The 16,888-nt window shown below is 49.1% G+C and carries 16 protein-coding genes and 2 tRNA genes; 5 read left to right on the top strand and 13 right to left on the bottom strand.

Annotated elements, in window-relative coordinates; genetic code table 11:
• Nucleotides 1-2 precede the first annotated feature (2 nt).
• The 5 genes from ACTHTG_RS03905 to ccoG all read right to left on the bottom strand — a co-directional run bounded on the left by ACTHTG_RS03905 (nucleotide 3) and on the right by ccoG (nucleotide 3,572).
• Nucleotides 3-75, bottom strand: a tRNA-Gly gene (locus ACTHTG_RS03905).
• Nucleotides 76-109: 34 nt separating this feature from the next.
• Nucleotides 110-185 (bottom strand) — tRNA-Gly (locus ACTHTG_RS03910).
• 95 nt (nucleotides 186-280) lie between these two features.
• Nucleotides 281-841, bottom strand: coding sequence for a CDP-diacylglycerol--glycerol-3-phosphate 3-phosphatidyltransferase (gene pgsA / locus ACTHTG_RS03915; RefSeq protein ID WP_003679552.1), 561 nt, complete (start codon nucleotides 839-841; stop codon nucleotides 281-283).
• A gap of 676 nt (nucleotides 842-1,517) precedes the next feature.
• Nucleotides 1,518-2,084 carry a FixH family protein gene (locus tag ACTHTG_RS03920; RefSeq protein WP_039862483.1) on the bottom strand — a complete coding sequence of 189 codons (567 nt, stop codon included), beginning with the start codon at nucleotides 2,082-2,084 and terminating at the stop codon, nucleotides 1,518-1,520.
• Between the two features lie 3 nt (nucleotides 2,085-2,087).
• Nucleotides 2,088-3,572: a cytochrome c oxidase accessory protein CcoG gene (gene ccoG, locus ACTHTG_RS03925; RefSeq protein WP_004520803.1), complete on the bottom strand. Its 1,485-nt coding sequence runs from the start codon at nucleotides 3,570-3,572 to the stop codon at nucleotides 2,088-2,090.
• 444 nt (nucleotides 3,573-4,016) lie between these two features.
• Between ccoG and tkt the strand changes: the two genes are divergently transcribed.
• On the top strand, nucleotides 4,017-5,996 hold the full coding sequence (gene tkt, locus ACTHTG_RS03930) for a transketolase (protein ID WP_039862482.1): 1,980 nt from the start codon (nucleotides 4,017-4,019) through the stop codon (nucleotides 5,994-5,996).
• 66 nt (nucleotides 5,997-6,062) lie between these two features.
• Here the strand turns inward: tkt and clpA are convergent, their stop codons facing one another.
• The gene (clpA, locus tag ACTHTG_RS03935) at nucleotides 6,063-8,342 is read right to left on the bottom strand and encodes an ATP-dependent Clp protease ATP-binding subunit ClpA (RefSeq protein WP_004520800.1); all 2,280 of its coding nucleotides are present in this window, start codon (nucleotides 8,340-8,342) and stop codon (nucleotides 6,063-6,065) included.
• 3 nt (nucleotides 8,343-8,345) lie between these two features.
• Nucleotides 8,346-8,657: an ATP-dependent Clp protease adapter ClpS gene (gene clpS, locus ACTHTG_RS03940; RefSeq protein ID WP_004520799.1), complete on the bottom strand. Its 312-nt coding sequence runs from the start codon at nucleotides 8,655-8,657 to the stop codon at nucleotides 8,346-8,348.
• Nucleotides 8,658-8,914: 257 nt separating this feature from the next.
• Between clpS and ACTHTG_RS03945 the strand changes: the two genes are divergently transcribed.
• The 4 genes from ACTHTG_RS03945 to ACTHTG_RS03960 all read left to right on the top strand — a co-directional run bounded on the left by ACTHTG_RS03945 (nucleotide 8,915) and on the right by ACTHTG_RS03960 (nucleotide 10,451).
• Nucleotides 8,915-9,118 carry a cold-shock protein gene (locus ACTHTG_RS03945; protein ID WP_440360526.1) on the top strand — a complete coding sequence of 68 codons (204 nt, stop codon included), beginning with the start codon at nucleotides 8,915-8,917 and terminating at the stop codon, nucleotides 9,116-9,118.
• A gap of 75 nt (nucleotides 9,119-9,193) precedes the next feature.
• Nucleotides 9,194-9,409, top strand: coding sequence for a hypothetical protein (locus ACTHTG_RS03950; RefSeq protein WP_063076458.1), 216 nt, complete (start codon nucleotides 9,194-9,196; stop codon nucleotides 9,407-9,409).
• 84 nt (nucleotides 9,410-9,493) lie between these two features.
• Nucleotides 9,494-9,940, top strand: a complete 447-nt coding sequence (smpB, locus tag ACTHTG_RS03955) for an SsrA-binding protein SmpB (RefSeq protein WP_049348437.1) — start codon at nucleotides 9,494-9,496, stop codon at nucleotides 9,938-9,940.
• A 70-nt stretch (nucleotides 9,941-10,010) separates the two neighbouring features.
• Complete coding sequence (locus ACTHTG_RS03960) at nucleotides 10,011-10,451, top strand: hypothetical protein (RefSeq protein ID WP_003682952.1); 441 nt, start codon at nucleotides 10,011-10,013, stop codon at nucleotides 10,449-10,451.
• 73 nt (nucleotides 10,452-10,524) lie between these two features.
• Here ACTHTG_RS03960 and ACTHTG_RS03965 read toward each other — a convergent pair whose 3' ends face one another.
• From ACTHTG_RS03965 to ACTHTG_RS03990, 6 genes are all read right to left on the bottom strand, one after another.
• The gene (locus ACTHTG_RS03965; RefSeq protein WP_070823529.1) at nucleotides 10,525-11,010 is read right to left on the bottom strand and encodes a DUF4189 domain-containing protein; all 486 of its coding nucleotides are present in this window, start codon (nucleotides 11,008-11,010) and stop codon (nucleotides 10,525-10,527) included.
• Between the two features lie 169 nt (nucleotides 11,011-11,179).
• Entirely contained in the window at nucleotides 11,180-12,130 is a 951-nt protein-coding gene (trxB, locus tag ACTHTG_RS03970) for a thioredoxin-disulfide reductase (RefSeq protein WP_308538279.1), read from the bottom strand.
• A 108-nt stretch (nucleotides 12,131-12,238) separates the two neighbouring features.
• The gene (locus ACTHTG_RS03975) at nucleotides 12,239-13,534 is read right to left on the bottom strand and encodes an NAD(P)/FAD-dependent oxidoreductase (protein ID WP_308538278.1); all 1,296 of its coding nucleotides are present in this window, start codon (nucleotides 13,532-13,534) and stop codon (nucleotides 12,239-12,241) included.
• 149 nt (nucleotides 13,535-13,683) lie between these two features.
• Nucleotides 13,684-14,571, bottom strand: coding sequence for an ABC transporter permease subunit (locus ACTHTG_RS03980; protein WP_003679574.1), 888 nt, complete (start codon nucleotides 14,569-14,571; stop codon nucleotides 13,684-13,686).
• The gene (locus ACTHTG_RS03985) at nucleotides 14,571-15,536 is read right to left on the bottom strand and encodes an ABC transporter permease subunit (RefSeq protein ID WP_440360525.1); all 966 of its coding nucleotides are present in this window, start codon (nucleotides 15,534-15,536) and stop codon (nucleotides 14,571-14,573) included. Before ACTHTG_RS03985 ends, ACTHTG_RS03980 begins: the two co-directional genes overlap by 1 nt.
• Nucleotides 15,537-15,551: 15 nt before the next feature.
• On the bottom strand, nucleotides 15,552-16,676 hold the full coding sequence (locus ACTHTG_RS03990) for an ABC transporter ATP-binding protein (RefSeq protein ID WP_004520791.1): 1,125 nt from the start codon (nucleotides 16,674-16,676) through the stop codon (nucleotides 15,552-15,554).
• Nucleotides 16,677-16,888: the final 212 nt, after the last annotated feature.

Here is a 16,888-nt window from a genome sequence, read left to right on the forward strand (position 1 = left end):
GGAGCGGGAAACGAGTCTCGAACTCGCGACCTCAACCTTGGCAAGGTTGCGCTCTACCAACTGAGCTATTCCCGCATATTGAAAAAGAACAATCAACAAGTAATCAGAATGGAGCGGGAAACGAGTCTCGAACTCGCGACCTCAACCTTGGCAAGGTTGCGCTCTACCAACTGAGCTATTCCCGCTCTGATAGTTTGTTGCTTCGTATATCGAAGAAGACGCAATTATTATGGATTTAATCGCGTGCGTCAAGTATTTTGTTTTTATTTTTTTTAAAAATTTATTTGAATTCTTTCCATGCCATTTTCAGGTAGTAGCACATGGACCAGATGGTCAATACAGATGCTATAAACATCAATATGTTACCAATGAGATAGAAAGGATCGTTATATTTGTCTGTGCCGATAAGCAAAAGGAAGATGGCGATCATTTGGGCGGTGGTTTTGAATTTGCCGATAGTGGCCACTGCAACGCTGCCGCGTTTGCCCATTTGTGCCATCCATTCGCGCAAGGCGGAAATGGTGATTTCCCGGCCGATAATAATCATGGCGAAGATGGCGTATGTTCTGCCAAGGCTGACGAGCAGGAGCAGGGCAACGGCAACCATGAGCTTGTCGGCAACGGGGTCGAGGAATGCACCGAAGTCGGAGGTTTGTTTCCAGCGGCGTGCTAAAAAGCCGTCGAACCAGTCTGTAATAGCTGCAAGTGCAAAGATGATAGCGGCTGTCCAGTTGACGGTTTGTGGTTGAATCCATGTGTTCGGTAAATAGAATAGGATGGTGAACACGGGGATTAATAGGACGCGCATCCAGGTAAGTAAAATAGGTATGTTCCAAGGCATGGTTTGGGATCTTTTGGATGATGTGTCGGGTTGTTCATTATAGCTTATTTGTTCACTCTGCTTTTTGAAGTGTTGTTTTTTTGCCGACAAGTATCTTGGGCATAGATTTTTGTCGTGTGGGTTGTGAAGAAAATCTGCTAAGGCCGTCTGAAAAATAGGCTGTTGCGGGGTGTAAATGTTTTTGGGTAGAAAAGTAGCTGCGAAATAGTGAGCAATAAGGTCTGCCTGCTGTTCGATATTTAATTGGTTGATGTGGGGTAAGGGGATAGGGTAGGCGTAAGCTTTGCGTTTTCTGTATCCGCCTTTGAGCATGATGAATAGGCCGGAAAGCCAAACTTTGTGACCGCGCTGGTGTTGCCAGACATGTGTCAGCTCATGAATCAGCCAGATTTTGTAGGCGATGCCGGCTTGAGTGAAATCATCAGGGCAGTGTTTACGAGGAAAGTATATGTTTCCATTGGGCGCAATGGCGGTATTGGCGTTGGGTATAAGTGGAATGCCGCGATATATTTTGATGTGGTGGAAGTCTATGCTGTCCGCAAAAACTTGTTTTGCCATACGGACTTCATTTTCGGTCAGTCTGCGCCAATCGGAAAAAATCATATTTGGAAGGGAATATAAGAGGGTATGAAGATTTCAGGCCGTCTGAAAGGTTTCAGACGGCCTGGGTCGGGATTTATTGTTCTGTTGAAGCGGCTTGTTTGCCGTTGTCGAACAATTTGTCCATAGGCGTCAGATTGACTGCATTGCCTTGGCTGACTATCCATTTGTTTTCAACACGCCATACGCCTGAGGCATCTTCAACGCGTAAGTACCAATGATTGGTTGGGCGTAAAGGTTTAAAGACGGCTTCGTATTCCATGCGGCCGTTTTGTGGTTCGGCTGTTACGGCGCGCAGCTTGACGGTTTGGTCATCGGCTTTGCGCGTCGGGTGCATCAACAATAGGTTTAATGGCTGTTTGGTATCGAATTGTCCGCTGACGAATACTTTGGCGGCATTCATATCCGGACTGATTAAGACCTGCACTTGAATTTGCCGTTTAACGGCTTCTTCATCACGGTGAAGTTGGATTTCGATGTGTTTGCCGTCTTTGTAGTAATCGTCAGACACCAAGTCTGTCGTGTGTTCTTTTGCGACGAAGAACATGGAAACGCTGGCGATAACGACGAAGATGGGGCCTGCCATCAGCACCCAGGGCCAAATATGTTTGTACCAAGGTTTGATTTTGGGTTGTGGGGACACCGTTTATTCTCCGATAAAGGTTGCTTTTTCTTCTAAAGTAGTCGGTTTGGAGTCGGCAGAGCCGGTCTCGCGATAGATAAAGGTAAATTCAATCGGATGGCTGCCTTTGTCGGCGTATTCGGGAATGGTAGATACCTGTACTGGGATGGTAACGGTTTCCCGCGGCGCAATTTTAATACCGTTTTCAGGCAGGCCGGTCAGCGCGATTTCGTCAAAGCCTTTGACGGTTGCGGTCATCAGTTGTTCGTTTTCACTATTGTTGATAATACGCAGGTTATAGGCATTTTCCAACCAGCCTTGGCTGTTTTCGCGAACCATGACACCACGGTCTTTCAGGATATCGACTTCGACCATTTTTCGGGTGGAAATGCCGACCAGGAAGGCGATGATGACCACCAGGAGTACTGCGCCATAACCAGCTACGCGCGGACGTTTCAAGCGTTTTTTGATGTCGCTTTCAGGGTATTCGTGTTCCAACGCGCCTTCGGTTGTATAACGGATCAAGCCGCGCTCGTAGCCCATTTTGTCCATGATTTCGTCGCAGGCATCGATACACGCCGCGCAGCCGATACATTGGTATTGCAAACCGTCGCGGATGTCGATACCGACGGGGCAGACTTGCACGCACATGGTGCAGTTGATGCAGTCGCCCAAGCCGCTGTCTTCTTTGTTGGCGGTTTTCTTGCGTGCGCCGCGCGGTTCGCCGCGTTCGGTATCGTAAGAAATAATCAGCGTGTCTTTGTCAAACATTGCACTTTGGAAACGTGCATACGGACACATATGCAGACACACTTTTTCGCGCATGATGTGGGCGAAGAAGAAAGTCATGAATCCGTAAAATGCTGCGGCAAACATTGCGCCGCCGCCTGCTGCTCCGGTGAATAAATCGGGAACAAATTGGCGGATCGGGATAAACCAGCCTGCAAAAGTGATACCTGTCCATGCGCAGACAAGGAAAATCAGCAGGTATTTGGTGGCCTTAATGCGAATTTTAGTAAAGTTCCAAGGCGATTTTTCCAGTTTTAGGCGTTTGTTTCTATCGCCTTCGACCAAGTTGTCAATCCACAGCATAATTTCGGTGTAAACCGTTTGCGGGCATGAATAGCCGCACCACAAACGACCGGCAATGGTTGTCCACCAAAACAATCCGAATGCGCAAATCATCAGCAGTAAGGCAAGGTAAATCAAATCGCCCATACCCAGCGACAGTCCGAAAATGAAGAAATGACGGTCAGGGATATTGAATAAAACCGCCTGACGGCCGCTCCAGTTGAACCATGGAATAACGTAAAATACAAACTGGGTCGCCAATACTGCGGCGATACGCAGTTTGGCAAAGCGTCCTTCCGCCTTTTTAGGATGGATGCGTTCGCCTTCAGGATGGATTTGAATCACGCTGGATTTAGGTTTGGAAGGTTTGGGCGGAGTGGCTTTTGCTGTTTTTTCTGTTGAGGGTGTGGTATTTTCAGCTTGGTTTTCTGGTGACATTTCAGTGTTCCTTGATGAAGTGCACACAAGCCTGTTGTCATGGTAGTAATTTGATGTGAATATTTTCAGACGGCCTTTCGCGTGCATACAAATCATAACATTTGACTCTATTCAAAGCAAAAGAGGGACTTCGTCTTAACGATGGATTCCTTGTGGCCGTTTGATGTAGGGCCGTCTGAAAAGGGCAGTATTCAAAGGTTTACGAATCAGCCTGTATGCAAACTTATAGTGATTTGCTATTTACACGATAAAAATATATAAAGCACTGTTTCAAAACGAAATAACAGTTAATATCATCTATCCTGTCCGTTTCGGGCAACCGAGTGGAAACAGGCCGTCTGACAAAGCGAATATCAAAAGCTATCCTTGAAAGCACGGCTGATTCAGGCGATAATCGGCACACCTTTTTTCATATTTCCAATCTTGTCCAAGGAAGGTCAAACCATGTCTCAACTGGCAAACGCAATCCGTTTCCTCTCAGTCGATGCCGTACAAAAAGCCAACTCCGGCCACCCGGGTGCGCCTATGGGTATGGCGGAAATGGCGGAAGTATTGTGGACGAAGTTCCTCAATCATAATCCGGCCAACCCGAAATTCTACAACCGCGACCGTTTTGTCCTCTCCAATGGTCATGCTTCTATGATTCTTTACAGCCTGTTGCACCTGACCGGCTACAACGTTTCCATTGATGATCTGAAAAACTTCCGCCAACTGCACAGCAAAACCCCCGGCCATCCTGAATATGGCTACACCGACGGCGTGGAAACCACGACCGGTCCATTGGGACAAGGTATTGCCAACGCAGTGGGCATGGCTTTAGCCGAAAAAATCTTGGCTGCCGAATTTAATAAAGACGGTTTGAACATCGTTGACCACCACACCTACGTCTTCATGGGCGACGGTTGTATGATGGAAGGCGTATCGCACGAAGCCTGCTCGCTTGCCGGCACTTTAGGTTTGGGCAAACTGATTGTTTTATATGATGACAACAATATTTCCATTGACGGTAAAGTGGACGGTTGGTTTACCGAAAACATCCCGCAACGTTTTGAAAGCTACGGCTGGCAGGTGATTCCAAATGTAAACGGTCATGATACCGATGCCATTCAGACGGCCATTGAAGCCGCCCGCGCCGAAACCGGCAAACCTTCCCTGATTTGCTGCAAAACCTTAATCGGTAAAGGCAGTGCTAACAAAGAAGGCAGCCACAAAACCCACGGTGCGCCTTTGGGTGCGGACGAGATCGAAGCCACGCGCAAACATTTGGGTTGGGCTTATCCTGCGTTTGAAATCCCTCAAGAGATCTATGCTGCATGGGATGCAAAAGAAAAAGGCGCGAAACTTGAGGCCGAATGGAACGAACTCTTCGCTCAATATCAAGCCAAATATCCTGCCGAAGCCGCAGAATTTGTGCGTCGCATGGATAAAAAACTGCCTGAAAACTTCGATGCTTACGTTCAAGCCGCATTGAAAGAAGTGTGCGCCAAAGCAGAAACCATCGCCACCCGTAAAGCCAGCCAAAACAGCATCGAAATCTTGGCAAAAGAGCTGCCTGAATTGGTGGGCGGTTCTGCAGACTTGACCCCGTCCAACCTGACTGACTGGTCAAACAGCGTTTCCGTTACCCGCGAACACGGCGGCAACTATATTCACTACGGCGTTCGCGAGTTCGGCATGGGCGCAATCATGAACGGCCTTACCCTGCATGGCGGTGTTAAACCATTCGGCGCGACTTTCCTGATGTTCAGCGAATACGAGCGTAATGCTTTGCGTATGGCGTCGCTGATGAAAATCAACCCTGTATTTGTGTTCACTCACGATTCCATTGGTTTGGGCGAAGATGGTCCTACCCACCAACCTATCGAGCAAACTGCCACTCTGCGCCTAATTCCAAATATGGATGTATGGCGTCCATGCGATACCGTTGAATCTTTGGTGGCGTGGGCTGAAGCCGTTAAAGCTGCCGATCATCCGTCCAGCTTGATTTTCAGCCGTCAAAACCTGAAATTCCAAGCGCGTGATGAACAACAGCTGAACGACATCAAACGCGGTGGCTACGTCATCAGTGAAGCTCAAGGCAATGCACAAGCTGTTGTAATTGCTACCGGTTCTGAAGTTGAATTGGCTCTGGAAGCGCAAAAAGTATTGGCAGAACAAGGTATTGCCGTACGCGTTGTTTCCATGCCTTCTACCAATGTATTCGACCGTCAAGATGCCGCCTATAAAGCCGCTGTTCTGCCGGAAGGTTTGCCACGCGTAGCCATAGAAGCCGGACATGCCGACGGTTGGTATAAATACGTCGGTTTGAACGGCGCCGTGGTCGGTATCAACCGCTTCGGCGAGTCTGCACCTGCTGATTTGCTGTTCAAAGAATTCGGCTTTACCGTAGACAATGTGGTTGCCACTGTTAAATCTGTTTTGTAAATCAGATTTTTGATTGGGATAAAAAGGCCGTCTGAAATTTCAGACGGCCTTTTATTTTTCAGTCGGTTAAACAGTTTCTGTTTCAGGTTTGACCTTGCTTTTCTTAAACTTCAACACGGCTTTTTCTTTTGCTGCATCCCAGTCTATCAGCACAAAGCCACCTTCGGTGAGTTTGCCGAACAGAAGTTCGTCGGCGAGCGGTTTGCGGATTTTTTCCTGGATCAGGCGGTTCATCGGGCGTGCGCCCATTTGCGGGTCGAAACCTTTTTCCGCCAGATATTTGCGCAATGCCGGTGTGAATTCGGCTTCGACTTTTTTGTCGAGGAGCTGGTGTTCGAGCTGGAGCAGGAATTTGTCCACGACTTTGACGATAATGGGTTCGGACAAGGGCGCAAATGGGATAATCGCGTCCAAGCGGTTGCGGAACTCGGGCGTGAAGAGTTTGTTGATTGCCTGCATTTCGTCGCCGCGCTCGCGTTTGGCGGTAAAGCCGAGGTTGGGTCGGCTGAGGCTTTCCGCGCCTGCGTTGGTGGTCATAATCAGGATGACGTTGCGGAAGTCGGCACTCTTGCCGTTGTTGTCGGTCAGTTTGCCTGCGTCCATGACTTGCAGGAGGACGTTGAAAATGTCGGGGTGGGCTTTTTCGATTTCGTCCAAGAGCAACACGCAATGCGGCTGCTTGTTGACGGCTTCGGTCAAAAGGCCGCCTTGTTCAAAGCCGACGTAGCCTGGTGGTGCGCCGATGAGGCGCGATACGGCGTGGCGTTCCATGTATTCGGACATATCAAAGCGTTGCAGCGGTACGCCCATCGAGTAGGCAAGCTGTTTGGCGACTTCGGTTTTGCCGACGCCGGTTGGGCCGGAGAAGAGGAAACTGCCTATCGGTTTGTCGGGCAGGGCGAGGCCGGAGCGCGACATTTTGACGGCGGCAACCAGCGCGTCAATGGCGTTTTCCTGACCGTAAACCATGTTTTTCAAATCACGGCCGAGGAATTGCAACACTTGTTTGTCGTCGTGCGACACGGTTTTTTCGGGAATCCGCGCAACTTTGGCGATGACGGTTTCGATTTGCGCTTTGCCGATGACTTTTTTCTGTTTGGATTTGGGCAAAATCCGTTGCGCCGCGCCTGCTTCATCCATTACGTCGATGGCTTTGTCGGGCAGGAAACGTTCGTTGATGTAGCGGGCGGAAAGTTCGGCTGCGGCTTCAAGTGCGCCTTGCGTATAGCGGACTTGGTGGAAATCTTCAAACATCGGTTTCAAGCCGCGCAGGATTTGTACGGTTTCGGAAATGGTAGGCTCGACCACGTCAATTTTTTGGAAACGGCGGCTTAAGGCGTGGTCTTTGTCGAAAATGGTACGGTATTCGTCATAAGTGGTCGCACCGATGCAGCGCAGCGAGCCTTTTGCCAGCGCAGGTTTGAGCAGGTTAGACGCATCCATTGTGCCACCGCTGGTGCTGCCCGCGCCGATGATGGTGTGGATTTCGTCGATGAATAAAATGGCGTGCGGGATTTTTTCGAGCTGTTTCAAGACGGATTTGACCCGTGCTTCAAAGTCGCCGCGGTATTTCGTGCCCGCCAAAAGCGAACCCATATCCAGTGCGTATACTTCGGCTTCTTTCAGCACGTCGGGAATATCGCCGTTGACGATTTGGTGTGCTAAGCCTTCCGCCAGCGCGGTTTTGCCCACACCAGCCTCGCCGACCAAAAGCGGATTGTTTTTGCGGCGGCGGCACAGGATTTGTACCAGCCTTTCCATTTCGTGTTTGCGACCAATCAAAGGGTCGATACGGCCGGCTTTGACTTCGGCGTTGAGGTTGACGGTGTAGTCGGAAAGAGAGCCGGTTTTCTGTTCCGCTTCTTCGCCCTCGCGTCCCAGGCCGTCTGAATCATTGCAGTCTTCGTCATCAGGCGAGCCATGGGCAATGCAACGCAAGACTTCAAAGCGTGTAATGGATTGCAATTTGAGGAAATAAACGGCATGGCTTTCAGATTCGCTCATCATGGCAACCAAAATATCCAAAGGCTCTACTGCGGCTTTGCCGGCAGACTGGGTATGCACCATTGCCCGTTGGATGACGCGTTGGAAGCCCAATGTCGGCTGGGTTTCGACCGTATCCAGAAGATGATCGGGAATTTGCGGTGTATTTTCTGCAACGCTGGCCGCAAGCTGCTCGGACAGGACTTTCAAATCCGCACCACACAGTTTCAAGACGTTCGGCACAGCCGCATCTTCTTCTATCAACACCAAAAGCAGGTGTTCCAAGCTGATAAACTCATAACGGGCGTTGCGTGCTTCACGGTAGAGCAGTTGCAGGATGTGTTCCAATTCGGGTGAAAGCATGATTTAAACCTCTTCGACTATACATTTGAGCGGATGCCCTTCAGCTTTGGCACGTTCCATGACCTGATGTTGCTTGGTCTGCGCAATATCGCGCGTGTAGGTGCCGCACAGGCCTTTGCCTTCGTGGTGCACCAGCAACATGACGGCCACTGCCTGTTCCTGTGTAAGCATAAAGACTTCGGTCAGGATTTCGACGACAAATTCCATGGTGGTGTAATCGTCGTTCAATAAAAATACGCCGTAACGTTTCGGCGGCTGTGTGTTGATATCGCTGAGCAGGGTATCGGATTGGTGGTCGGTATTCGGATGGTTCATAAGCTTAGGTTTCAGTTTTCAGACGGCCTGTTTTAGAGTGTAAACAGTTTTCTGTTGTATTTCGGCAATTTTTTTTTATTTTCCCACTTTTTTGAAAACATAGCTTGACGTTTTGTCTTAACAAATGTAAAAAGACGGTTAAGCAGAAGTTGGCACTCGACCGCGTATGTGATACGTGGGAGAAACGCTGAACGTTTTAGTTTGCTGTATGCCTTGTTTTGCTGATTTTGTTAATTTTTAAGTATAGGAAGTTTCTAATGGCAACCGGTATCGTAAAATGGTTTAACGACGCTAAAGGTTTTGGTTTCATCACTCCTGATGAAGGTGGCGAAGATTTGTTCGCTCACTTCTCAGCGATCAACATGGATGGTTTCAAAACCCTGAAAGAAGGTCAACGCGTATCTTTCGACGTAACCACCGGCCATAAAGGCAAACAAGCTGCTAACATTCAAGCTGCTTAATCAAATGCGCGGCGTAAGCCGTAAAATCATGGCGGGGTTTCCCGCCATTTTTTATGGGCGTTCGAGTTAAAAATTATGAATCCAAATTCATCTTATCAAAATGCTTTAAACCAGTTGGACGAGCTTATCCGTCATTTCCGCAGCGAAGGAGAAGTCAGCTGCGCCGTTGCCGAGCGTGAAGACCAAATCTTGATCCGCCTTGCCGATTTGAAACTGGATTTGCGCCCTGAAGATGAAAAAGCCATTGCCGATATAGACCGCTTTTACCACCGCCATGTTTTAAGCGAATAAACGTTTCAAAACCGTTTGCCGTTTTATTTTTTAAGCATGCCTGATAAAATAGGCCGTCTGAAAAGTTTGTAAAGAATCAGCACAATGAGTATTGCCAATAATAAAAAAGCCTTTCACGATTTCTTTATCGAAGACCAAATCGAAGCCGGTATAGTATTGGAGGGATGGGAAGTCAAAGCCATCCGCGCTGCACGCGTGCAATTAAAAGAAAGCTATATCTACTGGAAAAAAGACGCATTCTATTTGGTGGGCTGCCACATTACCGCATTGCCCACTGCCTCGACACACGTCAAACCCGACCCTGTCCGTCCGCGTAAGTTGTTGTTGAAGCAATCGGAAATCAATAAGTTAATCGGCAAAACCGAACGCGCCGGTTATACGATTGTGCCCTTAAACCTGCATTACACTCGCGGTAAAATCAAAGTGGAAATCGGTTTGGCCAAGGGTAAGAAACAGCATGACAAACGCCAAAGCCTGAAAGAAGCGGATTGGAAGCGTGAGAAACAACGTTTGATGAAAAACGTACGTTGATTTTTTCAGACGGCCTTTTGATAAAGGCCGTCTGAATATTTATTGTTTGAACATTTTAAAAGGAAAACAGATGAAAACCATGATTTTAGCGGCGGCTTCAGCCGTATTGTTGCTGGGCGCGTGTTCCACTACGGAACAAAGAGTATTGAAACCTGAAGAGCTGACCAGCATCAAACATGTCTGCATCATTCAAAACGCAAAAGTAAGACCGCATGATTTGGATCGTGCTTTGTCCAAAGCTTTGGCGAAACGCGGCATTGGCAGTACGATTGTAACCGCGGACAACCGCGGCAAACTGTATGATTCTTCTTGCCCGTATAACCTGCGTTACAAAACCAAAGGCAATAACGAAATCTTGCGTAAAGGCGTATTTGTGTTGCGAAGCACGAAGTATGCGGTTTCTACGGTCAGCTACTCTTTGAACGATGAAAACCACTTCCGAACCAACCCTGATTTGGTGAAACAGGCTGAAGGCGTTGTGGCCAAATTGTTGGAAAAAAACAGCAAATAAAAGCCAGGATAAAAAAACCGGCTTGCCGTGATATGGAGAATATCGGGCAAGCCGGTTTTATTTTCAGACGACCTTAAATGGATTTGATTTTTTCCCAGAGGGTTTTGACCGTACCTTGATAGTAGGTTTCAGAAGTGCAATATACTGTTTCTAAAGCGCATTGTCCTTGTGAGCCGTATTTTTTGATACACTGGTTCAAGGCAATTTGATGCACGGTTTTGAAACGAGGGGAGGTAATGGCCACTACGTTTTGAGCAGTCAATTTGCCCATGGCTTTAGGGTAGGCAACAGCAATACAGGTATTGTGCAGTGGGACAACCGTTTTGCAGCCTGTTGCTTGGCCTGCGCCGATACCGGCTAAGGCATCTTGGCCTTTGCAGAATGTTTCGAGTTCGGCTGTTGCATCCAGTTGGGTGGCATTTTCTTTGGTGGTTTTGATTTGCAGCGCTTCATTGCTGTCGGCTGGGTTTTGCCACATGGCCAAGTAGCCGTAAGTATCGGCAGCCAGGGCGACAGGAGTCAGTGCGCAAAGGATAAGTGTCGTTAGTGTTTTTTTCATATTTGTTCCCTGTTTATTGGGTATTTGTTGTCATTATAAAGCAAAAGTACTTATTTGATATAAATTTGCCATGAAAATGAAAATCCGAATGGCAAACAGATGATAGGCCGTCTGAAATTTCAGACGGCCTGTTGATGATGTTTTAAAGAATAGGGCGTAGCTTAGAGGCTTATACGCCGTGGCGGTCAAGCCAACGTTCGGCATCAAGCGCGGCTTGGCAGCCGGAAGCGGCGCTGGTGATGGCTTGACGGTAGGTATGGTCTTTGACGTCGCCTGCCGCCCATACGCCTTCGATATTGGTTGCGCCGACATTGTCACCGGTACCGCCTTTGGTTTTTAGGTAGCCGGTTTCATCCATATCGAGTTGGCCTTTGAAAATATCGGTGTTGGGTTTGTGGCCGATGGCGATGAAAACGCCTTTGACGGCGATTTCTTCAGTGCTGCTGTCATTGTGTTTCAGGCGTGCACCGGTAACGCCGCTTTCATCGCCCAAGATTTCATCAACCGAGCTGTTGAGCTTGAGGATGATTTTGCCTTCTTCGACGCGTTGCATCAGTTTGTCCACCATGATTTTCTCGGCGCGGAAGCTGTCGCGGCGGTGAATCAGGGTAACAGTGTTGGCGATATTGGCAAGGTAGAGGGCTTCTTCTACTGCGGTATTGCCACCGCCTACTACGGCAACATCTTGTTTTTTGTAGAAGAAACCATCGCAAGTTGCGCAGGCGGAAACGCCTTTCCCGGCAAAGGTTTCTTCGCTTGGCAAACCTAAATATTTGGCAGATGCGCCGGTGGCAACGATGAGCGCATCGCAGGTGTATTCGCCCATATCGCCTTTGAGGGTAAACGGACGGTTTTGCAAATCAACGGTGTGGATTTGGTCGAAAATCATTTCGGTACCGAAGCGTTCGGCATGAGCTTGGAAACGGGCCATCAGTTCCGGACCTTGTACACCTTCGGCATCGGCAGGCCAGTTGTCCACTTCGGTGGTGGTCATCAGTTGTCCGCCTTGCTCAACGCCGGTAATGATCACAGGGTTGAGATTGGCGCGGGCGGCATAGACGGCGGCAGTATAGCCGGCAGGGCCGGAGCCGAGGATGATGAGTTTATGATGGTTGCTCATGATGGTTTCCTTGCTGATGAATGATTGAATTTTGTCGTATCTAAGTTTTCAGACGGCCTGAATTTTACTTGAATCTGCCGCCGTCTGAAATATGTTTCTTGCTTGGGTTTAGTGGCTGTCTTTCCATTGATAGTATTTTGAGCCGAGGAAAGAGCCGAGTTTGCGCAGGAAAGGCTGGGTAATGATGTTGCTGTGGCGCAGTTGCTCAAAAGGTTTCAGATGGCCGTCATCGCCCATGATGGCTTCGGCAATCGCCAAACCGGCAATGCCGGTAATCGCCATGCCGTGTCCGGAATAGCCTTGGGCGTAGAAAACGGTAGGGGCGAGGCGGCCGAAATGTGGGGCGAGGTTGCGCGTAATGTCGCATTCGCCGCCCCAAGAATGCTCGATTCTGACGTCGGCAAGTTGCGGGAAAACTTTCAGCATGTCTTGGCGGACGAGTTCGGTCATGCGGTCAGGGTCATCGATAAACTCGTTGTCTTTGCCGCCGAAGAGCAGGCGGCCGTCGGCGCTGAGGCGATAGTAGTCTAGGACGTGGCGGTTGTCGCAGATGGCCATATTGTTGCGGATCAGGTCTTTGGCACGTTCGCCCAGGGGCTCGGTGGCGATGATAAAGGTGCTGACTGCAATGGCTTTTTGTTCCAATATTTTGAATTTCGGGTGTAAGCCTGCATAGGTATTGACGGCATAAACGAGGTTTTTGCACTCAACGCTGCCGTTAGGAGTATGCACCAGCCAGCCGTTATCGCATGGCTCGATACGCGTCATCGGGGATTGCTCAAAAAGTTGTGCGCCTGCATCGGCTGCCGCTTTGGCAATGCCTAGGGTGTAATTGAGTGGGTGTAAGTGGCCGGATAAAGGATCAAATTGCGCGCCTTGATACATATCGCTGGCAAGTTGCTGCTTCAGCGTGGCTTTATCCCAAAGCTGGTAATGGCTTGCGCCATAATGTTTTTGGGCGTGTTCGTGCCATTGTTGCAATTCTTCCCAATGCTGAGGACGGACGGCGACGGTAGCGTAGCCGCGTTGCCAATCGCATTGGATGTTGTGTTTTTGAATGCGCGAGTCAACCAGTTCAACGGCTTGTAGGGATTGCTGCCAGAACCATTGGGCCTGTTTCAAACCGACTTGTTTTTCGATTTCTTCCATGCCGCAGGCAAAGTCGCTGATGACTTGTCCACCGCTGCGACCTGATGCGCCAAAACCGATACGGGCGGCTTCAAGTACGATGACTTCATCGCCGTTTTCGGCAAGCGGTAGGGCGGTGCATAAGCCGGACAGGCCGCCGCCGATAACGCAGGTTTCAGTTTTCAGACGGCCTTCAAGCGTCGGATAAGACGGATGGGGATTGGCCGTGCTGACATAGTAGGAAGGAAGGTATTCTTTGAAGCTGGGATTGATCATGATTTGAGCTTTAGGTTTGTTTTCACTTCATTGAAAATAGGTTTTCAGACGGCCTGGAATGTGGGTTTGGGTTCAGGCCGTCTGAAAGGATAAGATGAAGTTAATAAAACAGGCTGTTCCGACGCTTTATCGGACAGCCTGTCTGCATATTAGGCGGCTTTCTCGGCTGCCAATTTTTCTTGGCGGTAGGCTTCGGCAGCCTCGCGTTCCCGTTTGGTTGCCTGACGCATCATCCAGTAGTTAACGACAATAACCAGCGTACCGATGATACCGATCAGGATGGTTGCTAAAACGTTCATCTGAGGGTCAAGGCCGAGTTTGATTTTGGAGAAAATCACTTGCGGCAATGTCGATGAACCCGGGCCTGACAGGAAGGAGGTAATCACCAAGTCGTCCAAAGACAGGGTAATGCCCAAGAGGAAGCCGGAAGCAATCGCAGGGGCAATCAGCGGCAGGGTAATCACGAAGAAAATCTTCAGCGGACGGGCACCCAAGTCCATAGCGGCCTCTTCCAAGGATTGATCCAATTCCACCAAGCGCGATCGGATAACGACGGTAATGTACGCCATGCAAAGTGTGGTGTGGCCGAGGAAGATGGTGAAGAAGCCGCGATCAAAGTAGAGCGATTGCAGCAATTCACTGCCTTGCAGGAACATTTGCACCTGAATAATCAACAGCAGCATGGACAAACCGGTAATCACGTCAGGCATCACCATAGGCGCGGAAATCATACCGGCAAACAGGGTGCTGCCGCGGAAGCGCTTGATACGCGCCATAGCGTAACCAGCTAATGTGCCGAGTGCTACGGCGGCAAGTGAGGAAACGATGGCGATACGCAATGACAGCCAAGCTGCTTCCAAGATGGTGTCGTTTTCCATCAATGCGCCGTACCATTTGGTTGAGAAACCGCCCCAAACGGTAACCAGTTTGGATTCATTGAAAGAATAGATGACCAAAACCACCAGCGGAATATAGAGGAATGCCAGCGAGAGTAGGAGCATCAGTTTCAAGAACCAGGATAATTTGGTTTTCTGCATTATTTGCCTCCTTCTTCCAATTCGCGGTTTTCATAGTGCTGGAACAGGGCAATCGGTACAACCAGCAGGGCAACCATAACGACGGCGACGGCAGAAGCCAGCGGCCAGTTGTTTTGGTCGAAGAATGCCTGCCACAATACTTTACCGATCATCAGGTTTTCAGAACCGCCCACCAATTCAGGAATCACAAATTCACCGACGGCTGGAACGAAGACCAGCATAGAGCCTGCAATGATGCCTGTTTTGGATAAAGGCAGGGTAATGGTAAAGAAGGATTTGATCGGACCTGCGCCCAAGTCAGAAGCAGCTTCGAGCAGACGGTTGTCCAGTTTTACCAGTTGTGTGTACAGCGGCAAAATCATAAACGGCAGATAGGCGTAAACCATCACCAAATTCAGCGAGAAAGCATTGTAGAACAGATCTAAAGGCTCGTTGATGATTCCGTATTTGATTAAGAAATTGTTGATGATGCCGTTGTGACCCAATAAGCCCATCCATGCGTAAACACGCAACAGGAAAGAGGTCCAGAAAGGCAGCATGATTGCCAACAGCAGGCCGTTGCGCGCAGCCGGATTGGCGCGTGAAATGGCATAAGCGGTCGGATAACCAATCAACAGGCAGATAATGGTCGTTGTCAGCGCAGTCTTAATCGAAGACCAGTAGGTCATCAGATAGATATTGCTGTTTTCACTGTCGCCAAACGGATTGAGCGTATTCCAAAAGTTTTGGAAGATGTCGGCGTAGTTCTGATAGCTGATGGCAATGTTCAGACGGCCTAAGTCTTCATCAATCGTCGTCAACGGCGTAAATGGCGGAATGGCAATTTCTTGTTCGGCAAAGCTGATTTTTAATACGATGGCGAACGGAATCAGAAACAGCACCAAGAGCCAGATATACGGCACGGCAATCACTGCATGCTGTCCAGGACGGCGAAACAGTTTCTTTTTCAGTTTTTTAAGGTCCATTGCATTTCCCTCAAATTAACTGTACAGAGGCGTAGGTTGGTTTTCAGGCCAGCTGATATAGACGGTTTCGTCCCAAGTCGGCGGCGTAATGTTACGCACATACCAATAAGGTGCGGGAACTTGGCTTTTGACAACACGGCCGTTGGCGAGTTTGATGTGGTAAATCGCAAAGCTGCCCAAGTAGGCAATTTCTTTGACTGTGCCTTGAGCCCAGTTGTGTGCGCCCAAATGTTCTGGTTTTTCTTTATGCAAATCAATATCTTCAGGGCGGATACTGATCCAGATTTCATGCTCGTTCGGAACGCCCAGGCCGTGGTCGATGCGGACGTGGTTTTCCAAGCCGTCACATTTGACGATAGAGAAATCGGCGCGGTCGTCAACAACGACACCGTCAAAAATATTGGTTTCGCCGATAAATTCGGCGGTAAAGCGACTGTTAGGGTAGTCGTACACGTCGCTAGGGGTGCCGACTTGGCGCAATTGGCCGTCAGACATAATGGCGATACGGGTAGCCATGGTCATCGCTTCTTCTTGGTCGTGGGTAACCATGATGCAGGTTACGCCGACTTGTTCCAGCGTGTTGACCAATTCCAGTTGGGTTTGTTGGCGTAGTTTTTTATCGAGTGCGCCCAAAGGTTCGTCAAGCAGCAGGATTTTAGGACGTTTCGCCAGGCTGCGCGCTAAAGCGATACGCTGTTGCTGGCCGCCGGAGAGTTGGTGCGGCTTGCGTTTGGCGTATTTGGTCATTTGCACCAGGCGCAACATTTCTTCGACGCGGGCGTCGATTTCGCCTTTAGGCATTTTGTCTTGTTTCAGACCAAAAGCGATGTTTTGTTCAACGCTCATGTGCGGGAACAGGGCATAGCTTTGGAACATCATGTTGATTGGGCGCTCATACGGAGCAAGCTTGGTAATGTCTTGGCCGTCGAGAATGATTTTGCCCTGGTTTGGGCTTTCCATGCCTGCCAACATGCGCAGCAGCGTGGATTTGCCACTGCCTGAACTGCCCAAAAGGGCAAAGATTTCATGTTGGTAAATGTCCAAGTCGATGTTATCGACAGCGTAATTGTCACCAAACTTTTTCACCAAGCCTTGGATTTGCAAATAAGGTTTGGCTGAAGACGCAGTGGTTGCGGTCATAATGGCAATACTCCAAAAAGAAAGACGAGTACCGGCAAAACGGATTTTCGAATGGGTGATAAAAAGCTGTTTGATTGCTGGCGGGAGTTGGACGGAGGCCGTCTGAAACTCTTGTAAAGCGCACGGGCAGCGTGGATAGAAAGCAGTTTAAGCCTCAGCTTTTGCTCTCGGCAAACTCAATATTATATTAGCCTAAGCCTCATAGGGGCAAT

It is taken from the genome of Neisseria sp. P0017.S009, from assembly GCF_051957375.1.
Lineage (GTDB): Bacteria > Pseudomonadota > Gammaproteobacteria > Burkholderiales > Neisseriaceae > Neisseria > Neisseria perflava.